This is a genomic window from Rubritalea sp., from assembly GCF_051252225.1.
In the GTDB taxonomy this organism is placed as follows: domain Bacteria; phylum Verrucomicrobiota; class Verrucomicrobiia; order Verrucomicrobiales; family Akkermansiaceae; genus Rubritalea.
Genome location: NZ_JBPOGE010000005.1, coordinates 82761 through 96626 on the forward strand (window position 1 = coordinate 82761; position 13866 = coordinate 96626).

Genomic DNA, 13866 nt, shown 5'->3' on the forward strand with positions numbered 1-13866 from the left:
TCAATCCTGGGCGTAATGCGTTTGAGATTTGAGACCGATATTTTAGAGGTTCTCCCACGGAAGATCGCATCAGTATCGGCTCTCAAGAGCTTTAATAAACATTTTGCAGAAGAGCGTCAGGTGGTGGTGCTGCTACATTCTTCCGAGGGAGAGGTAGATGAAGATTATGCTGCTGATCTAGCAGAATATTTACGTGAGGTGTGGCCGAATTCTGAAGTGAATTTTCAATCACCATTTGAGGAAGACCCCCAGCTTCTGGCGAGCTCTGTGGCTAGGATATGGAGTTATGCTGAACCCAGTCAGGTAGATGAGCTCGTGCGTAAGTTGATGGATGAGGTACGGTTCGAGAAGCATCTGTCGAGAGTTAAGGAGGATATTGAATCATCATTCGATCAGGAACTCGCAATGACTCGGGCGTATGATCCAATGGGTTTTCTAGACCACCCTTCATTGGAGTCTTTGATGAAAAGTGAGATGAGCTTTGTCAGCGATAATGGCCAATACCGCATGCTATTAATTCGTAAAAAGGCTGAAAGCGATGTGGGGTATAAATCAGACAAAGCATGGATCGCAGATATTCGCTCTCATGTTAGAACATGGAACCAAGAGTCTGAGGCCGAGCTCGACTTCGCACTGACAGGGGGGCCAGTGTTTAACGCTGAGATAGGCTCAGGTATGGAGAAGGACATGAGTGGGACGGTTGCTTTGACCTCCTTTTTGATCGCTGCTTTATTTTTGTTTGTTCAGAGGGATTTAAAGCAACTGTTGTTACTGAGCTTTTTATTAGGGCTGACCTTTCTCATCACGCTGGGGATAGGTGGTTGGATTTTTGGTACTCTCAATTTAGTGAGTGTTGGGTTCACTGCTATCTTACTAGGCTTAGTGATCGACTACGCGGTGGTGATTATACGTGAATCTGCCCACATCTCTCAGTCTACGGAAAGTTTAAGGAAGTCGATAACGCCAAGTATTTTGTGGTCCTCGGTGAGTACAGCTCTGGTGTTTGGCGTCTTGGTTTTGAGTACTTTTACAGGCGTACAACAGCTCGGAGCATTGGTTATGATCGGCTTACTGTCAGGAGCTCTGGTGATGTTAGTGCTGACACCTTGTTTTTTAGCGAAATTTCCAGTGCAGGCTGCTAGTCGGGCGATGACGCCGCCATTTCTTTCCTCTTCAAAAGCGTGGGCTACGCTGACTGTGTTTTTGTTGGTGTCGATTGTGGCATTCACTCTCAAAGGAAGGCCAGAGGTGAGTTTTGATTTAAAGATGGTGGAGCCTGAATCTAGCGAAGCGGCATCTACGTTTGCAGTAATCACGGAGGAGTTTTCGGCGTGGTCTGAGAGAAATGCCATTTTACTAAGCTCAGCAGGCTCTGTGGAGAAGCTGAAAGATCAGGTGGCTGAGGCTGAAACTGAGCTATCGAGCCTGAAAGACGCAGGGGTGATAGAGGAGCAGTATTGGCCAGTTGGCTTAATCCCTAGTAGCTCAAGTTTTAAGCATAATGAAGAGCGGCTGCAGGCGCTTCTGGCAAGGCAACAGCTGTTGATAGAATCGGCTAAGGAAGCCGGTTTTAGTGAGAGTGGTCTAGCTCTGGATCACAGTGTTTTAAGGGCTTTCGAGCGATTGTATAGCTCTTCAGAATCATTATTAGAAGCGAGCGCCGCAGATCCTCTAGTAGGCACATTTTTCGATGTGGACGACCAGGGAGTGAGTTACTTTTCTGGGCGAATGTTACTGTCTGAAAAAATAACTCCTGAGAATGTTGGTGAGTTCGAATCGTTAGAAAAATCAGGTGTGAGTGTGACTGGTTGGTCGATGTTACAGACGGTTTTACTCCCTCATGTGCAGCGTGATTTCTATGTGATCTTTATCCCGGCTGCATTGATTTTACTGACCGCACTTTTTGTGGTGTTCCGTTCTGTAGGGGAGACGCTTATTTCGCTGCTCGTTCTAGTGACAGCTCTAGTGGGAATCAATGCTTTAGTCGTCGTGACTGGGCAGTCGTGGAATTTTCTGAGCGGGATGGCTATCCCTCTAGTGGTAGGAGCTGGGATTGATTACAGTATTCACCTGATCTTTGCTTTACGACGTCTGAATGGGGATTTGAGCGCAGTTTGGAATGGAGTGGGGAAAGCTATTTGCTTCTGTGGTTGCTCTACCGCGATTGGTTTTAGCTCCTTAGCCTTTGCTTCCAACAAGATGCTACAGAGCATGGGAGTGCTCTGTAGTGTTGGGGTGCTATTGACGATGCTGTTGAGCCTACTAGTTATCCCTGGTTTGTGGAAGTGGAGTCATCGTCGAGGGGGAAATGTCGTCGAGGGAGACGGGCTTCACGAAGGTTAGGCTAATCTCAGCTCTGAACCAAACGAGGATACCATGAATCAAGTGGCCTATGGCTCTGTGTGCGGGAGTGAAGCTGTCTGAAATCAGGTAGCTTCTATTCAGGTTGTAGTTACCATACTTTCCTGCGCGTATTTTTTTCTTAGCGAGTGTGACGAGCCTTTTATTATAAAATGTCATGAAGAGCGCGACAGCTCCACCGATCTTACCATTGAATGGCATGTGGCTAAATTCACGATCTTGATCAGAATATACTAGGTTCACGGGGCCTAAAAAGTAGCTGGAAATATCTAGCAAGTAGGCTGATAGCATCAATTGTGCATCTCCTAGGTACCAATATTTATTATGATAAATGGAAGTGAACCAGAGTCGAATACAGCGCTCGTATTCGTAATTTCGCTGCTCAATTTCTTTTTTGATACATTTTCCTGAGTAGAAATCACGTAAGAGCGCGTAGGATGAATAGACAGTGTGAGAGCAGAAATCGAGACCTTGGCTATAGAGTGGATCGAGGAAGCCCGCGGCATCTCCAACAATCAACCAGCCATCACCAGCAACCTCTTCTGAGTAATACGAAAGCCCTTTGTAGTAGTTGTTGTCATTGGGAACTGCTTCGGCATTTTCAAACATGACCTTGCCGACCGGATGCTTCAAAAGGTGAGTGAGGATCCGCTCTGACATCGAGCCATCTGATGGCGGAGTGAAGAGCCTTTGGTCCCAAGTGAGGCCGATGCTTACTTCGCCAGTATCCAGAGGGATGATCCATGCCCACCAGCCAAATCCCATAAGGTGGTTGGTGGAGAAGCCTCGTTCAGAGAATACGCCATTACTGGCTTCTACCATAAGAGCGCTGCTTTCGATTGAGTCGAGGTGCCTGACGTTGGTGAAGCGTGACCACATCGAGCAAGTAGGGTGCTCAGTTGTGTTAGAACGCCATGTTTTGCGCAACTTGGAGATGAGCGAGGCTTTGCCAGAGGCATCGATTACCCAGTCAGCAGTGACCTCATGGAGCGTATCATCTGTTTTTGATTTGTAGGAAATTTTGTTTTTGCCAACACCATTGAGTTCGATGTTTTTGATCGTGGCTGGACGCACGATTTCACAGCCCAAAGTGGCAGCATTTTCGAGTAGCTCTGTATCCAGCCGCGCTCTGTTGAGCTGGAAGGTGGGAAGCTTCCCCTGGCTTTTAGGGCCGACTTCGGTTGAGCGGCCTGGGGAGTCAGCTGCATCACGATGAAACCACATGCGGAGGCCATGTTTGTAGACATGTTTCTGGAGGTGTTGTCCGACTCTGAGTACGCGTGTGAGAAAGCAGGCTGCGACCTCAGAAGTGCTTTCACCGACTTTACGGCTAAAGACTTCAGACCTCTCTACAATGAGTACTTTGAGGTCTGGAAAACGGCGCTTAATGAGAACTGCAGTGGATGAGCCGGAATAGGCTCCACCAATAACAACCAAGTCGTAGTCGGAGGCTCGATCAATACCATTGTCGATCATTCCGGGTTTATTCATATTACAGGGTTGCATGGTTGAAAGAGTAAGTTTATTCGGTATGTTTGGCGCGTCTCTTGGCGCAGTTAAGAACTGCGGTTATGAATACGAAGTTATGTCGGTAGATCAAGATAGTTATTCCTCCCGTATGAGTCTTTTTGGTGATCTACCAACGAGGTCGATGCTTTGGGTGGTTAAGTCTTTCCCAAGGATGCCGTATTTCATTGAAGCTTTTCTGCTATACTCGAGCGTTGCTATTATTTTCTGTTTAGCGAGGGAGCAACGGCGAGCCATTCGAGCAAACCTGAGACACATTCATCAAGATTTGAGTGTCGTTGAAAGCTATTGGGGGGCATATTGCGTTCTTAAAAACTTTGGCTGGGCTTATATAGATAGTATGCGCGCCAAGTTTGGGCAGAAATCAATTACTTGGGAGCTGGAGGGCGAAGAGGTTTTCCAAGAGATACGAGATTCGAAGAAGGCTGCGATTCTGTTCACAACGCACACTGGGAATTATGATCTAGCAGCGTGTTTGTTCGCTTCGTCCTTTGGCCGGACATTGCATACGGTTCGAGTTCCGGAGAGGACGGAAAGCCTACAAAAACTCAGGAAAAAGGAATTTGAAGAACAAATGGATAAATACCCATTCTTCAAAGTTCATTACAATACTTCTGATAACTTGCTCGGGATTGAGCTGGCTAAGTTACTTTCGGATGGCGAGCTGATCGCTCTGCAGTGTGATCGTGTTTTTGGCGATGTGGTAGAATTAGAGCTACCAGTTGAGGAGACTGAATGGTCCTTGAGAGTTCCAAAAGGGCCGATGACCTTAGCGTGTTTTGCAAAATGCCCGTGCTACCCACTGTATGTTGTGCGTGATCGACACCGACATTATCGGGTGATCTTTGAACCGGCTTTAGAGCTGGAGATGAATCCAAATCAAAGAAGAGCGAAGGAGTTAGATTACGCTAAACCTTGGCTACAAAGGCTGAGACGTTTTCTCCGTTGCCATTCACATGAATGGTTTGTTTTCGAAAACGCGTTCACTAAAAAGAAATGATTTGGAGTGATTTAGTGAAGAGCATTGCCATTATAAGCCTTCTGTTTGCGGGCGTTTGGTGGATGGTGAGTGGTCAATTTTTACTGGGCATAGGCCTGCACGGCTTAGTAGTCGCGCCCTTGCTATGGGGGACGCTGAACCCTAATTCACGCCTTTTCGGAGCAATTCAGACACGCACTGGGAGTAAAGATCTATGGCTCACACTAGATGATGGACCAGACCCTGTAAGCACTCCAGTTATTTTAAAACTGCTCGAAGAGTATGGCGTGAAAGCGACTTTTTTTGTGATAGGAGAAAAGGTAGAAAAACACCCCGATCTACTTCAAGCAATCTATGAAAGTGGGCATAGCATAGGAAACCACACGTGGAGTCATCCACAGGAGAGTTTTTGGTGCAAAGGTCCAGTGCGGACCTTTCGTGAGATCGTAAGTTGCCAGCGCAGTATTCGCTCGATACTAGGTGTCGAACCGATTTTCTTTAGAGCTCCAGTGGGGCATTCTAATGTGTTTGTGCACGCGGTGTTAAGGCGTGCCAATATGCGCCTGATGGGGTGGAGCTCAAGGGGCTTCGATGGCGTCACGCATAATGTGAGCGATGTGGCAAAAAGAATAACAGGAACAATGGAGCCTGGAGCGATTGTTCTTCTTCACGAAGGCTCTGAAAATGCAAAAGAGTTGGTCGAGATTGCCCTGATTCACGCCAAAAACCAGGATTGGAAATTTACGGTTCCTGGCGAGTGGCAACAATCAGGTAATTGTTGAAAGGGGTGTTCCCCCAGAAGGGTTTGATGTCCACCGTGAATCCTTTTTTTTCTAAATGTTCATGGAAGAACTCAGCCGTCGGGTAATGCTTCGGAGCTGCTTTCATCCAGAAAGTAATTTTGGCAAATAAGTCAGCAAGCCAAGTTACAAAGAATCTCACATTATTTTCTTTCAGGCCACTGCGAATGATCAGTTTGCCATTAGAGCGTACGCGTTGAGCCGCATCGTTGAGTAATTGAGATTGGTCCTTAGATTCAAGAAATTGTAGAATATCTAGGATTGTCACATCGCCCTGATGTTCCGGAAGAGAGGTTCGTGCGTCACCTTGAGAAAGAGAAATGTTGGCATAGCTTCCGCGCTGGATGAGTTGTTTACCTGTCTCAATTTTACGATCATCGAAGTCAATACCTAGAACAGGAGTGTCCAGTCCACGCTCACGGAGATAGAAGGCTAGTAGACCGATTCCACAACCGATGTCTAACAGTCCATAATTTCTTTGGTCTAACTCACTATACACTCCCTCGTAAAGAGGGTCCGTTTTTATCTTGGAGTGGGTGTAATGTTTGTCCCATCTCTTCGTACAGAGCGATGAAATATGTTTCGCGATTTCTGAGAGATTCCTCATAGATTTAAAGGTTCAATGACTTGAGGGGATTGCCCTTCGTCAGAGTTCGGTAAAGAAGTAGAGGTGAGCGTAGGATGAAGCCAAACAAAAGGCGTAAATACATCCACGTGAGTAAAATATTGTCCCGAAGGTATTTGAACTGGCTCACGCCCCCTTCCTCAGCGGTGAGGTAGCGGACGGGGGTTTTTATGTTGATAACGGGGATGCCTAGCCAACAAAGTCGCACGGCAACTTCGGGGTCAAAATCAAAACGACGCGCACCAAATGTAGAGTTAAAAACCTTGTGGAGTGGGGCTAACGGGTAGAGGCGCATGCCGAAGAGTGAATCGTTGATGCCCCACCATAATGTGTCGAGATTGGCCCACCAGTTTGAGATTTTCCGGCCTCTCAGACGCACCAATGGAGCGGAATCATCAAACACTGGATCGCCTAAGATTAAAGCTTCAGGGTAGCTGTTAGCAGTATCTATAAATTTCTTGATATGGCTGCTAGGATGCTGACCATCAGCATCCATTGTTAGCGCGTGAGTGAATCCCTGCTCGAGCGCGGCTTGGATACCGACCAAAACGGCTGAGCCCTTACCTTGGTTTTCTGGAAGTCGGATGACACGGAGACCTTGGGACTCTGACCATTGTTCAGCATTGGTATCACTCCCATCAGTGCTACCATCAATAACCAGAAAGATTTCCTGCCAAACCAAGCATGCCTCACGGACAGTTTTCTCAAGAATTGCTCCAGTGTTGTACGATGGAATGAGGATGCAGGCTTTCATAAAAGGAGTTTCCACTTCTCTACTTTTCAAAATCAGCAAAGCAAACAATAAAAAGAGATATAGTGGGGAAGCGACTAGGTTACTGGATAGTTCCAGCCTCTCTCATTTTTGTGAAAAGCGTGTGCACGACGGTGTCGACTTCAGGGTAAGGCTAAGTAGAGAGTTGGGTGTAGTGGGCTGTTGAGAGTGTCGTATTTCTGTTGTTGTCGACAACCTTAATGTCGAGCTCTCTTATGAGCGTGACTAGATCCCAGCCCCATTCGTCTCGATAATGAAGCGTTGTGCCGCTTGGTTGTGCAGAGGTGTTGTCTTCTAAGTTAATGACTCGGAAGCCCGAGTTTGTGAGTTCTTTTTTGACGGCATTGTGCACTTCTTGGCTATCTAGCTCTCTGTCACATACGAGGTGGATCGTTTTAGTTTGGCTCGCCGAGATTGGAGTTCCACTAGCGGTAACTTGGTGGCCACAACTTGCCATAAGTAGGCATAAAGTGCCAGATACGATAAGTTTGATGTGTTTCATGATTGTATGAAGAGAGGGGGGGCTCGGATGAGGATACTGTGAGGGGAGATATTAAGTGTGACCAGCAGTTTTTCGGTTAGGAGTAAAAATTGCATTTCCCCCCTTGTGTCATCAAATGCTTGCTAAACATTTGATTGGTTATGAGACTTGTCTAAATTCTTTGATTTCACTCATGAAAGATTCACCAAATACCGTAGACCAAACAGAACTAGACTCTTTACCACATGGCCCAGAGTTTCGCTTTATCGATAAAGTAACGGAGCTTGATGGTGGGGTTTCAGCGAAAGGTGTTTATAGCATTTCCGGTGAGGAAGAGTTTTTAAAAGGTCATTTTCCAGAACAACCAATGTGGCCGGGGGTTATCATGATCGAGGCGATTGCTCAACTCGGGGGGGTGGCGGCTCAGTCGGATCCGAAGATTGAGCAGCTGAAAAACATGAGACTCACTGCGGTCAAAAATGCTAAGGTTGTAAGCTCAGCTGAGCCTGGAGCTATTTTAGAAATTTCGGTAAAAGTGGAAGGTCGCATGGGCACGTTGATCCAAATTTCTGGTACTGTGTCAGAACAAGGAGAGGATGGATTGAGGCTGTTAGCCAAGGCAATGGTCGTTCTGAGTGGCTCTTAAAGGAGCCTTTTAGATCAACTCCCAGTGGCGTGGCATTTCCCAGCTTTCGAGCTTTGTGTAGGCCCAGTTTTTAAGATCTTTGATTGAAGTGGATTGATCAAGTTTCGCGCGAACGGCAACTTCTTCGAACCTTTCTGAATCACGGCTACGAATCCTTTGAACCTCGATTTTTTTGACACCTGGCATGGCTTCGCAAACGCGTTGTACTTTGGTAGGACTTACTTTCCTGCCAGCCACATTGATGGAAAGTCCAACGTGGTCATCCCAGTAAAGATGGCTATTTTCGAGATCACCAATATCCATCGTTAGATAAGAAGCTTGTGTGAACTCGTCAGCTGCGAGGCAGACGTCAGCGTCTAGAGCAACAGCATCGCTGGAGACGCGGATTCGGTTTCCTTGGGAGAGATCGACGCTGACACCAGGGAGGACTTTTCCGAGTAATCGAGAGTCAGTCCGCGGCTCGGAGGAAGGGTCAAAGGCAATGGCTCCGGTTTCGCTGGTGCCGTAGAAGTTATGGATTTTCAGATGGAGGTCGTTCCAAATATCGGTTTCTAGATCTAAGGAGAGTGGTGAGCCCGCACAGAGAGCTAAACTAATTGATGAGGGCTTGAGGGATTTTGTGAGCCACCAAGTCTTCCATAGCGTGGGGACGCCAGGTAAAAAAACAGGATCATTTCTTTCAAGGCTCTGTTGGATGAACATCGGCATTGGAGAAGAAAGGACTTCTATGGGGATACCTCCAAGTAGCAGGGGAAGGGCTAGGCATCCGAAGCCGTAAGAGTGGGCTAAAGAAATGGCAGCAATTCCCTTTCTGCTAGGAATGAGTCCTAGAGCTTCGATATTCCTATGCGCTTCGGCTAGAATTTGATCAGCGCCTAGAAATAGGCTGCGTTCTAATCCTGTTGCACCGCAAGTTTGTTTGATGATCGCGGTGCCAGCTGGCAAGGGACTTAGGATTGGGAGGGCTTTGCTAGAGGATGTTTCTAGTAAGATGACGGGGATATTGCTTTTCCATCCAGCTAAGACAGTTGCTAGAAAATCGGGTCTATCAGCATAAGCTAAGAGAGTTTCATCCTGATTCCTCGAGGCTGTAGACGCTATGGATTTAGCTTGTTGATCGAGCTCACGAAATGTGCACGTCTTAAGGTCTGGGTATACCAGAGCTAGGTTGTTAGCATGTTTTTCGAGGATATTTAACCATTGAGTATGCAACATTTGACACGCTTGCTACCACTTCTTATGGTCTTTGCCAAGGGCTGGCAACAACCTCAATTAAGATTGAAGATTACCTAGCCTATTTTTTATCATTCTATGTCTGATCCGTCATCTCAACGCCCTAACAACTCGCGAGTGTTTATTACTGGAATCGGAATGATTTCTCCTATGGGGAAAACGTTAGAAGATCATCTGAGGTCCGTGAAAGCCGGTAGCACTCATTTTAGAGAAGTGGATTTTTTTGACGTATCGCGTCAACGTGTGAAGACTGCCGCTTTGGTCGATTTACCAGAGAGCTTAGGAGAGCATCATTTGAGCGAAAAGGAATTGGGCCGGTTAGACCGCGGTACTAAGCTGATGCTGTATGCTACTGGAGAGGCTCTGAATCAGGCTGGTCTGTCCGACATTGACCCGCACACTCCGATGGTGGTGGGTACCTCTGCTGGAGCGATGCCAATAGGAGAAGCTTATTTTAAGGCTGCTTCGATCGAACCATTGAGCAGAAGGGGACAGGTTTCACGAGTGGAGCACTATCAACCGCAAAAAGGAATGGCGATGATTCAACGCGCATTTGACTTTCGAGCTCAGACTCAAATCATCTCAAACGCGTGCGCTTCAGGCGCGAACGCCATTGGCCATGCTTATCAATTAATCAAATCAGGACAACGGCCAGTGGCCTTAGCCGGTGGTTATGACGGTCTTTCCGAAATGGTGTTTTCAGGGTTCAATTCTTTACAGGCTTTGAGCCTGTCTGGTATTCCACGCCCATTTGATGCTAAGCGTGAGGGGCTAGCTCTAGGAGAAGGAGCTGCTATGTTTGTGCTAGAGACTGAAGAATCCATGTTAGAGCGCGGAGCCACACCACTTGCTGAGATTATTGGTTATGGGATGGCAACAGATTTACATCATTTGACGCAGCCACACCCTGAAGGTAAAGCGGCGATCAGCTCTATGAAGTCCGCGTGTAAAGATGCAAAAGTGGAACCATCAGAAATCCAATATATCAATTCCCACGGGACAGGAACTCCGCTAAACGATGTGGCTGAGGCTAATGCTATCAGTACGTGGGCCGGTGCTGATGCTGAAAAAATGATGGTGAGTTCCACCAAGTCAGCGATGGGTCACGCCCTAGGTGGAGCAGGAGCTATCGAAGCGGGGCTTTGCCTCATGGCTCTGCGTGAACAGGTTGTCCCAGCTAGCTTGAATGTGAGGACATTGGATTCAGCGTGCCGATTTGATCTCGTGACAGAACCACGCTCCGCTCAATTAGACACAGTGTTGACTAACTCCTTTGGTTTTGGCGGCTGTAATGCCACCTTGATACTGCGCAAAATCAACTCACCTTCTTAAGGAATTATTATTATGACGGAATGTCAAAAACCTATCTTTGTTCATGGCTACGGCAGTGTTTCTGCGGCAGGCACTAGTGCGGCGGAGCTTTACGACGCATGTGCTCAGCAAAAAAATCTTGGAACTGGGAGTCTAGAGCGAACAACCGGAGAGCAAAATTTTTCTTACAATGTCCGACCAGTTGATATGGTTGCATTGAAAAAAGTAGCCCCGAAGCACGCGCGATTACGCCGAGCGAGCAAGATCACTAAATTTGCGGTGACCGCAGCTTTTCAGGCATTAGGTGAAGAGAGGATGGAGCGTATACGAAGTGGAGAGTTGAGGCTCGGTATCGTAGTTTCCTTTTTCAATGGCTGTGTGGATTATTCTAATAGGTTTTACACTGAAGTGTTAGAAGAACCAGCTTTTGCAAGCCCTATCCTTTTTCCTGAGACGGTCTTTAATGCTCCCGCGGGCCATATAGCGAGCTATCTAGGATCTGATGGTCCAGCCTACACTTTAATCGGCGATGCCTCGACTTGGTTCTCTGCTATTCGAGTGGCGAACGATTGGTTGAACCAGGATCAAGTGGATGGTTGTTTGGTGATTTGCGCTGAAGAGCTGGATTGGCTAACAAGTGAAGCGCTGACTTATTATTCACCTGATTTGGTTGCAACGGAGGGTGGATCGGCAGTCTATCTGGAGAATAATCCTTCAGAGATTAAACTAGAGCGTCTGCTAGGACCATTTGACTACACTTCTACAGAGGAAAGGAAGGTGGCGATCAGTGATTCCATTGGGATTATAAATAGTGAAGCTGTGGATTCAGCGAATATTATACTCGTAGATGGACTGACGCAGGCACGGAACTTGGATAAAGATGAGCACTCAGCTCTCCAAGCTTGGGAGAGTGACCGAATGAGTCCACTTTCGACTCTGGGGTTTGGAATGGGGGCTAGTTGCGGTTTTCAAACGATTGCCGCTTTAGAGGCTCTAAAACAGGGTTATGAAAACTCTATTGTCATCGCTAGCGGTAGTAATCAACACGCATTCTCTACACTTTTCACTTCTATAAAAAATGAGTAAATCAGTATCTTGTATCCTCATCACCGGAGCCAACGGCGGGCTAGGGCTCGGTATCGCGAAATATTTTTTGGAGCATGACAGTTCCTGTTTTGTTTACTTGGGGGTGCGTACGAATCGTGATCACGCTGAGTCCGTGGTCTCGGATTATCCAGATCGCTGTGCAACGTTGACTCTAGATGTGACTTCTGAAAGCGCGTGGAAACAAGCGGTTACAGAAGTGGAGGCTAGTGGCAGGAAGGTGACAGTCTTAGTAAATAATGCAGGGAACCACGATGACCACCTGTTGGCTACGATGCCAAAGTCGTCATGGGATCAAGTGATAGATACCAATCTGAATGCGGCCTTCATGGGGTCTCAAGCCGTGATTCGAGGCATGATGACAGAGCGCTTCGGGCGTATTATCAATATCGCTTCGCTGAGTGCTTTACTAGCTCCGATGGGACAGACAAACTATGCGGCAGCGAAGGCTGGGGTAGTGGCGATGACGCAGAGTTTGGCAAAAGAAGTGGCGAGAATGGGTATTACAGTCAATGCATTGTGCCCGGGCTATATAGAGACCAGTGCTCTCGACCACATGAGTGCAGACCAAGCGAAGGCTCTCAAAAAATCTATTCCTATGCGTAGATTTGGAAGAGCTAGTGAGGTAGCTAGCGCTGTATTTTTCCTTGCAAATGCAGATGCTGCTTATATCACCGGATCAACGCTGAAAATTGACGGCGGCATTTTTTAAGATTCATCTCATGACTAGTTCCTCAGATTTACACCACCAGATTAAAGAAGTCCTCGTTGAGGAGTTAATGCTTGATGAAACAGTAGAAGAAATTTCTGACGCTATGGCATTAATGGGGCCTGATAGTCTGGGTCTTGACTCTGTGGATGCGCTGCAGTTAGTCGTGGCAATTGAAAAGCACTTTGGACTCAAGATGTCTGATGCCGAAGCCGCAAAAGGAGTGTTGCAGTCAGTCAATACTATCGCAGAGGCTATTACTGCATCAAAAGGGGCGTAATGGCCTATAGATGCCCATGGATGTGAGGCTATGAAGATGAAGTCACATCTCAAGACGACTAGTATCTACTTGTTAAAGGTTCTGGCAGCCATTGCCTTTCTCTATTGGGCTTTTAGCGGAGTAGAGAATAAAGGTGTACTGTTAGAAAACTTCCAAGGAGCGCTGAATTCACCTGGATGGTTAATTTTAGGTTTAGTCTTTGCAGGAGTAGCCGTCTTAGCGAGCTCTTTGCGTTTATATATATTACTTAAAGCTCAAGGGTTGAACGTGTCCTACGGGCATCTTTGTAAACTAGGCTTTTTCGCATCTTTTTTTAATATTGCGTCTTTGGGGACTGCTGCAGGAGATGCTGTAAAAATGCTCGGTGTGATGCGCCGGAACCCTAACAAAAAAATGGCGATAACGATGATCACAATGATGGATCATTTGGTTGGTTTTGTCTCAGGGAGTATCATTTTTCTTATTTTTGCCTGGGGCGGAGGAATCATAGATCAAGTAGAGAACACGCTGATCCGTCAGGCTTTAATCTATGCGACAGTGTTCCAGCTGCTGGGGCTCTTTTTAGTTATTTTGATGTTTGGTACGAGCTCTGAGAAACGCTTCAAACTCTTCCAAGCTAAATTACCGAGGATTGCTAATAATGAGCACGTGAAGTCGACGGCCAACACTGTCCATGTTTTCCAAGCACAGTGGAGAGCTGCCTTACTCGCTTTATGTGTTTCAATTGCTCTATCTATCAGCTTCTTTATGGCATTCTATGTGGGGTTACGGACAGTGGGAGAGCAAGTAGCAGTGGGTACGGTACTCACGGCGATGCCTGTAGTGGATGTTGTGAGTTCTCTACCTATTTCGATCTCTGGTTTAGGAGTGAGAGAGAAGACGTTTGAATTCTTCCTAGCTGAACTTGCTGGCGTTCCCGCGGCTACCGCTGTCTCAGCCTCATTGATTGGATTTTTGTTCCATGTGTTCTGGGGATTAGTAGGAGGTTGTTTATTTGTATTTCAGCGTCCAGAATTCTTAAGAAAGAAATCCACCTAG

General features: G+C 46.8%; 14 protein-coding genes. 9 read left to right on the forward strand and 5 right to left on the reverse strand.

Annotation, left to right across the window (positions count from 1 at the left end):
• Window positions 1-15 precede the first annotated feature (15 nt).
• Window positions 16-2343, forward strand: coding sequence for an MMPL family transporter (locus ACSHX2_RS06795; protein ID WP_435691855.1), 2328 nt, complete (start codon window positions 16-18; stop codon window positions 2341-2343).
• On the opposite strand, the gene ACSHX2_RS06800 is transcribed toward ACSHX2_RS06795, so the two are convergent.
• A complete protein-coding gene (locus tag ACSHX2_RS06800; RefSeq protein WP_435691857.1) occupies window positions 2263-3852 on the reverse strand; it encodes an NAD(P)/FAD-dependent oxidoreductase in 1590 nt (529 codons plus the stop codon). The genes ACSHX2_RS06795 and ACSHX2_RS06800 overlap by 81 nt on opposite strands.
• On the opposite strand from ACSHX2_RS06800, the gene ACSHX2_RS06805 reads away from it, so the two are divergent.
• Both ACSHX2_RS06805 and ACSHX2_RS06810 read left to right on the forward strand, forming a co-directional pair.
• The gene (locus ACSHX2_RS06805; protein ID WP_435691859.1) at window positions 3827-4888 is read left to right on the forward strand and encodes a hypothetical protein; all 1062 of its coding nucleotides are present in this window, start codon (window positions 3827-3829) and stop codon (window positions 4886-4888) included. The genes ACSHX2_RS06800 and ACSHX2_RS06805 overlap by 26 nt on opposite strands.
• On the forward strand, window positions 4885-5649 hold the full coding sequence (locus ACSHX2_RS06810) for a polysaccharide deacetylase family protein (protein ID WP_435691860.1): 765 nt from the start codon (window positions 4885-4887) through the stop codon (window positions 5647-5649). Before ACSHX2_RS06805 ends, ACSHX2_RS06810 begins: the two co-directional genes overlap by 4 nt.
• On the opposite strand, the gene ACSHX2_RS06815 is transcribed toward ACSHX2_RS06810, so the two are convergent.
• The 3 genes from ACSHX2_RS06815 to ACSHX2_RS06825 form a co-directional block, all read right to left on the reverse strand.
• Entirely contained in the window at window positions 5609-6274 is a 666-nt protein-coding gene (locus ACSHX2_RS06815; protein WP_435691862.1) for a class I SAM-dependent methyltransferase, read from the reverse strand. The two genes, ACSHX2_RS06810 and ACSHX2_RS06815, sit on opposite strands and share 41 nt — an antisense overlap.
• A 4-nt stretch (window positions 6275-6278) precedes the next feature.
• The gene (locus ACSHX2_RS06820) at window positions 6279-7061 is read right to left on the reverse strand and encodes a glycosyltransferase family 2 protein (RefSeq protein WP_435691864.1); all 783 of its coding nucleotides are present in this window, start codon (window positions 7059-7061) and stop codon (window positions 6279-6281) included.
• A gap of 136 nt (window positions 7062-7197) precedes the next feature.
• Window positions 7198-7566, reverse strand: a complete 369-nt coding sequence (locus ACSHX2_RS06825) for a hypothetical protein (protein ID WP_435691866.1) — start codon at window positions 7564-7566, stop codon at window positions 7198-7200.
• Window positions 7567-7738: 172 nt separating this feature from the next.
• Here ACSHX2_RS06825 and ACSHX2_RS06830 point away from each other — a divergent pair, with 172 nt between their 5' ends.
• The gene (locus tag ACSHX2_RS06830; protein ID WP_435691868.1) at window positions 7739-8191 is read left to right on the forward strand and encodes a 3-hydroxyacyl-ACP dehydratase FabZ family protein; all 453 of its coding nucleotides are present in this window, start codon (window positions 7739-7741) and stop codon (window positions 8189-8191) included.
• A gap of 9 nt (window positions 8192-8200) precedes the next feature.
• Here the strand turns inward: ACSHX2_RS06830 and ACSHX2_RS06835 are convergent, their stop codons facing one another.
• Entirely contained in the window at window positions 8201-9406 is a 1206-nt protein-coding gene (locus ACSHX2_RS06835; RefSeq protein ID WP_435691869.1) for an AMP-binding protein, read from the reverse strand.
• Between the two features lie 96 nt (window positions 9407-9502).
• Between ACSHX2_RS06835 and ACSHX2_RS06840 the strand changes: the two genes are divergently transcribed.
• Genes ACSHX2_RS06840 through ACSHX2_RS06860 form a run of 5 tightly spaced genes read left to right on the forward strand, consistent with a single transcriptional unit; the run spans window position 9503 to window position 13866 of the window.
• Window positions 9503-10756, forward strand: a complete 1254-nt coding sequence (locus tag ACSHX2_RS06840; RefSeq protein ID WP_435691871.1) for a beta-ketoacyl-[acyl-carrier-protein] synthase family protein — start codon at window positions 9503-9505, stop codon at window positions 10754-10756.
• 12 nt (window positions 10757-10768) lie between these two features.
• Window positions 10769-11821 carry a beta-ketoacyl synthase N-terminal-like domain-containing protein gene (locus tag ACSHX2_RS06845; RefSeq protein WP_435691873.1) on the forward strand — a complete coding sequence of 351 codons (1053 nt, stop codon included), beginning with the start codon at window positions 10769-10771 and terminating at the stop codon, window positions 11819-11821.
• Window positions 11814-12551, forward strand: a complete 738-nt coding sequence (locus tag ACSHX2_RS06850; RefSeq protein WP_435691875.1) for an SDR family oxidoreductase — start codon at window positions 11814-11816, stop codon at window positions 12549-12551. Before ACSHX2_RS06845 ends, ACSHX2_RS06850 begins: the two co-directional genes overlap by 8 nt.
• A gap of 10 nt (window positions 12552-12561) precedes the next feature.
• A complete protein-coding gene (locus ACSHX2_RS06855; RefSeq protein WP_435691877.1) occupies window positions 12562-12828 on the forward strand; it encodes an acyl carrier protein in 267 nt (88 codons plus the stop codon).
• A gap of 36 nt (window positions 12829-12864) precedes the next feature.
• Window positions 12865-13866: a lysylphosphatidylglycerol synthase transmembrane domain-containing protein gene (locus ACSHX2_RS06860; protein WP_435691879.1), complete on the forward strand. Its 1002-nt coding sequence runs from the start codon at window positions 12865-12867 to the stop codon at window positions 13864-13866.

Coding starts and splice junctions, on each gene's coding strand:
- ACSHX2_RS06835 (WP_435691869.1), bottom strand. CDS start 9,406: ATGTTGCATACTCAATGGTTAAATATCCTCGAAAAACATGCTAACAAC.
- ACSHX2_RS06845 (WP_435691873.1), top strand. CDS start 10,769: ATGACGGAATGTCAAAAACCTATCTTTGTTCATGGCTACGGCAGTGTT.
- ACSHX2_RS06830 (WP_435691868.1), top strand. CDS start 7,739: ATGAAAGATTCACCAAATACCGTAGACCAAACAGAACTAGACTCTTTA.
- ACSHX2_RS06810 (WP_435691860.1), top strand. CDS start 4,885: ATGATTTGGAGTGATTTAGTGAAGAGCATTGCCATTATAAGCCTTCTG.
- ACSHX2_RS06795 (WP_435691855.1), top strand. CDS start 16: ATGCGTTTGAGATTTGAGACCGATATTTTAGAGGTTCTCCCACGGAAG.
- ACSHX2_RS06860 (WP_435691879.1), top strand. CDS start 12,865: ATGAAGTCACATCTCAAGACGACTAGTATCTACTTGTTAAAGGTTCTG.
- ACSHX2_RS06815 (WP_435691862.1), bottom strand. CDS start 6,274: ATGAGGAATCTCTCAGAAATCGCGAAACATATTTCATCGCTCTGTACG.
- ACSHX2_RS06850 (WP_435691875.1), top strand. CDS start 11,814: ATGAGTAAATCAGTATCTTGTATCCTCATCACCGGAGCCAACGGCGGG.
- ACSHX2_RS06840 (WP_435691871.1), top strand. CDS start 9,503: ATGTCTGATCCGTCATCTCAACGCCCTAACAACTCGCGAGTGTTTATT.
- ACSHX2_RS06825 (WP_435691866.1), bottom strand. CDS start 7,566: ATGAAACACATCAAACTTATCGTATCTGGCACTTTATGCCTACTTATG.
- ACSHX2_RS06800 (WP_435691857.1), bottom strand. CDS start 3,852: ATGAATAAACCCGGAATGATCGACAATGGTATTGATCGAGCCTCCGAC.
- ACSHX2_RS06855 (WP_435691877.1), top strand. CDS start 12,562: ATGACTAGTTCCTCAGATTTACACCACCAGATTAAAGAAGTCCTCGTT.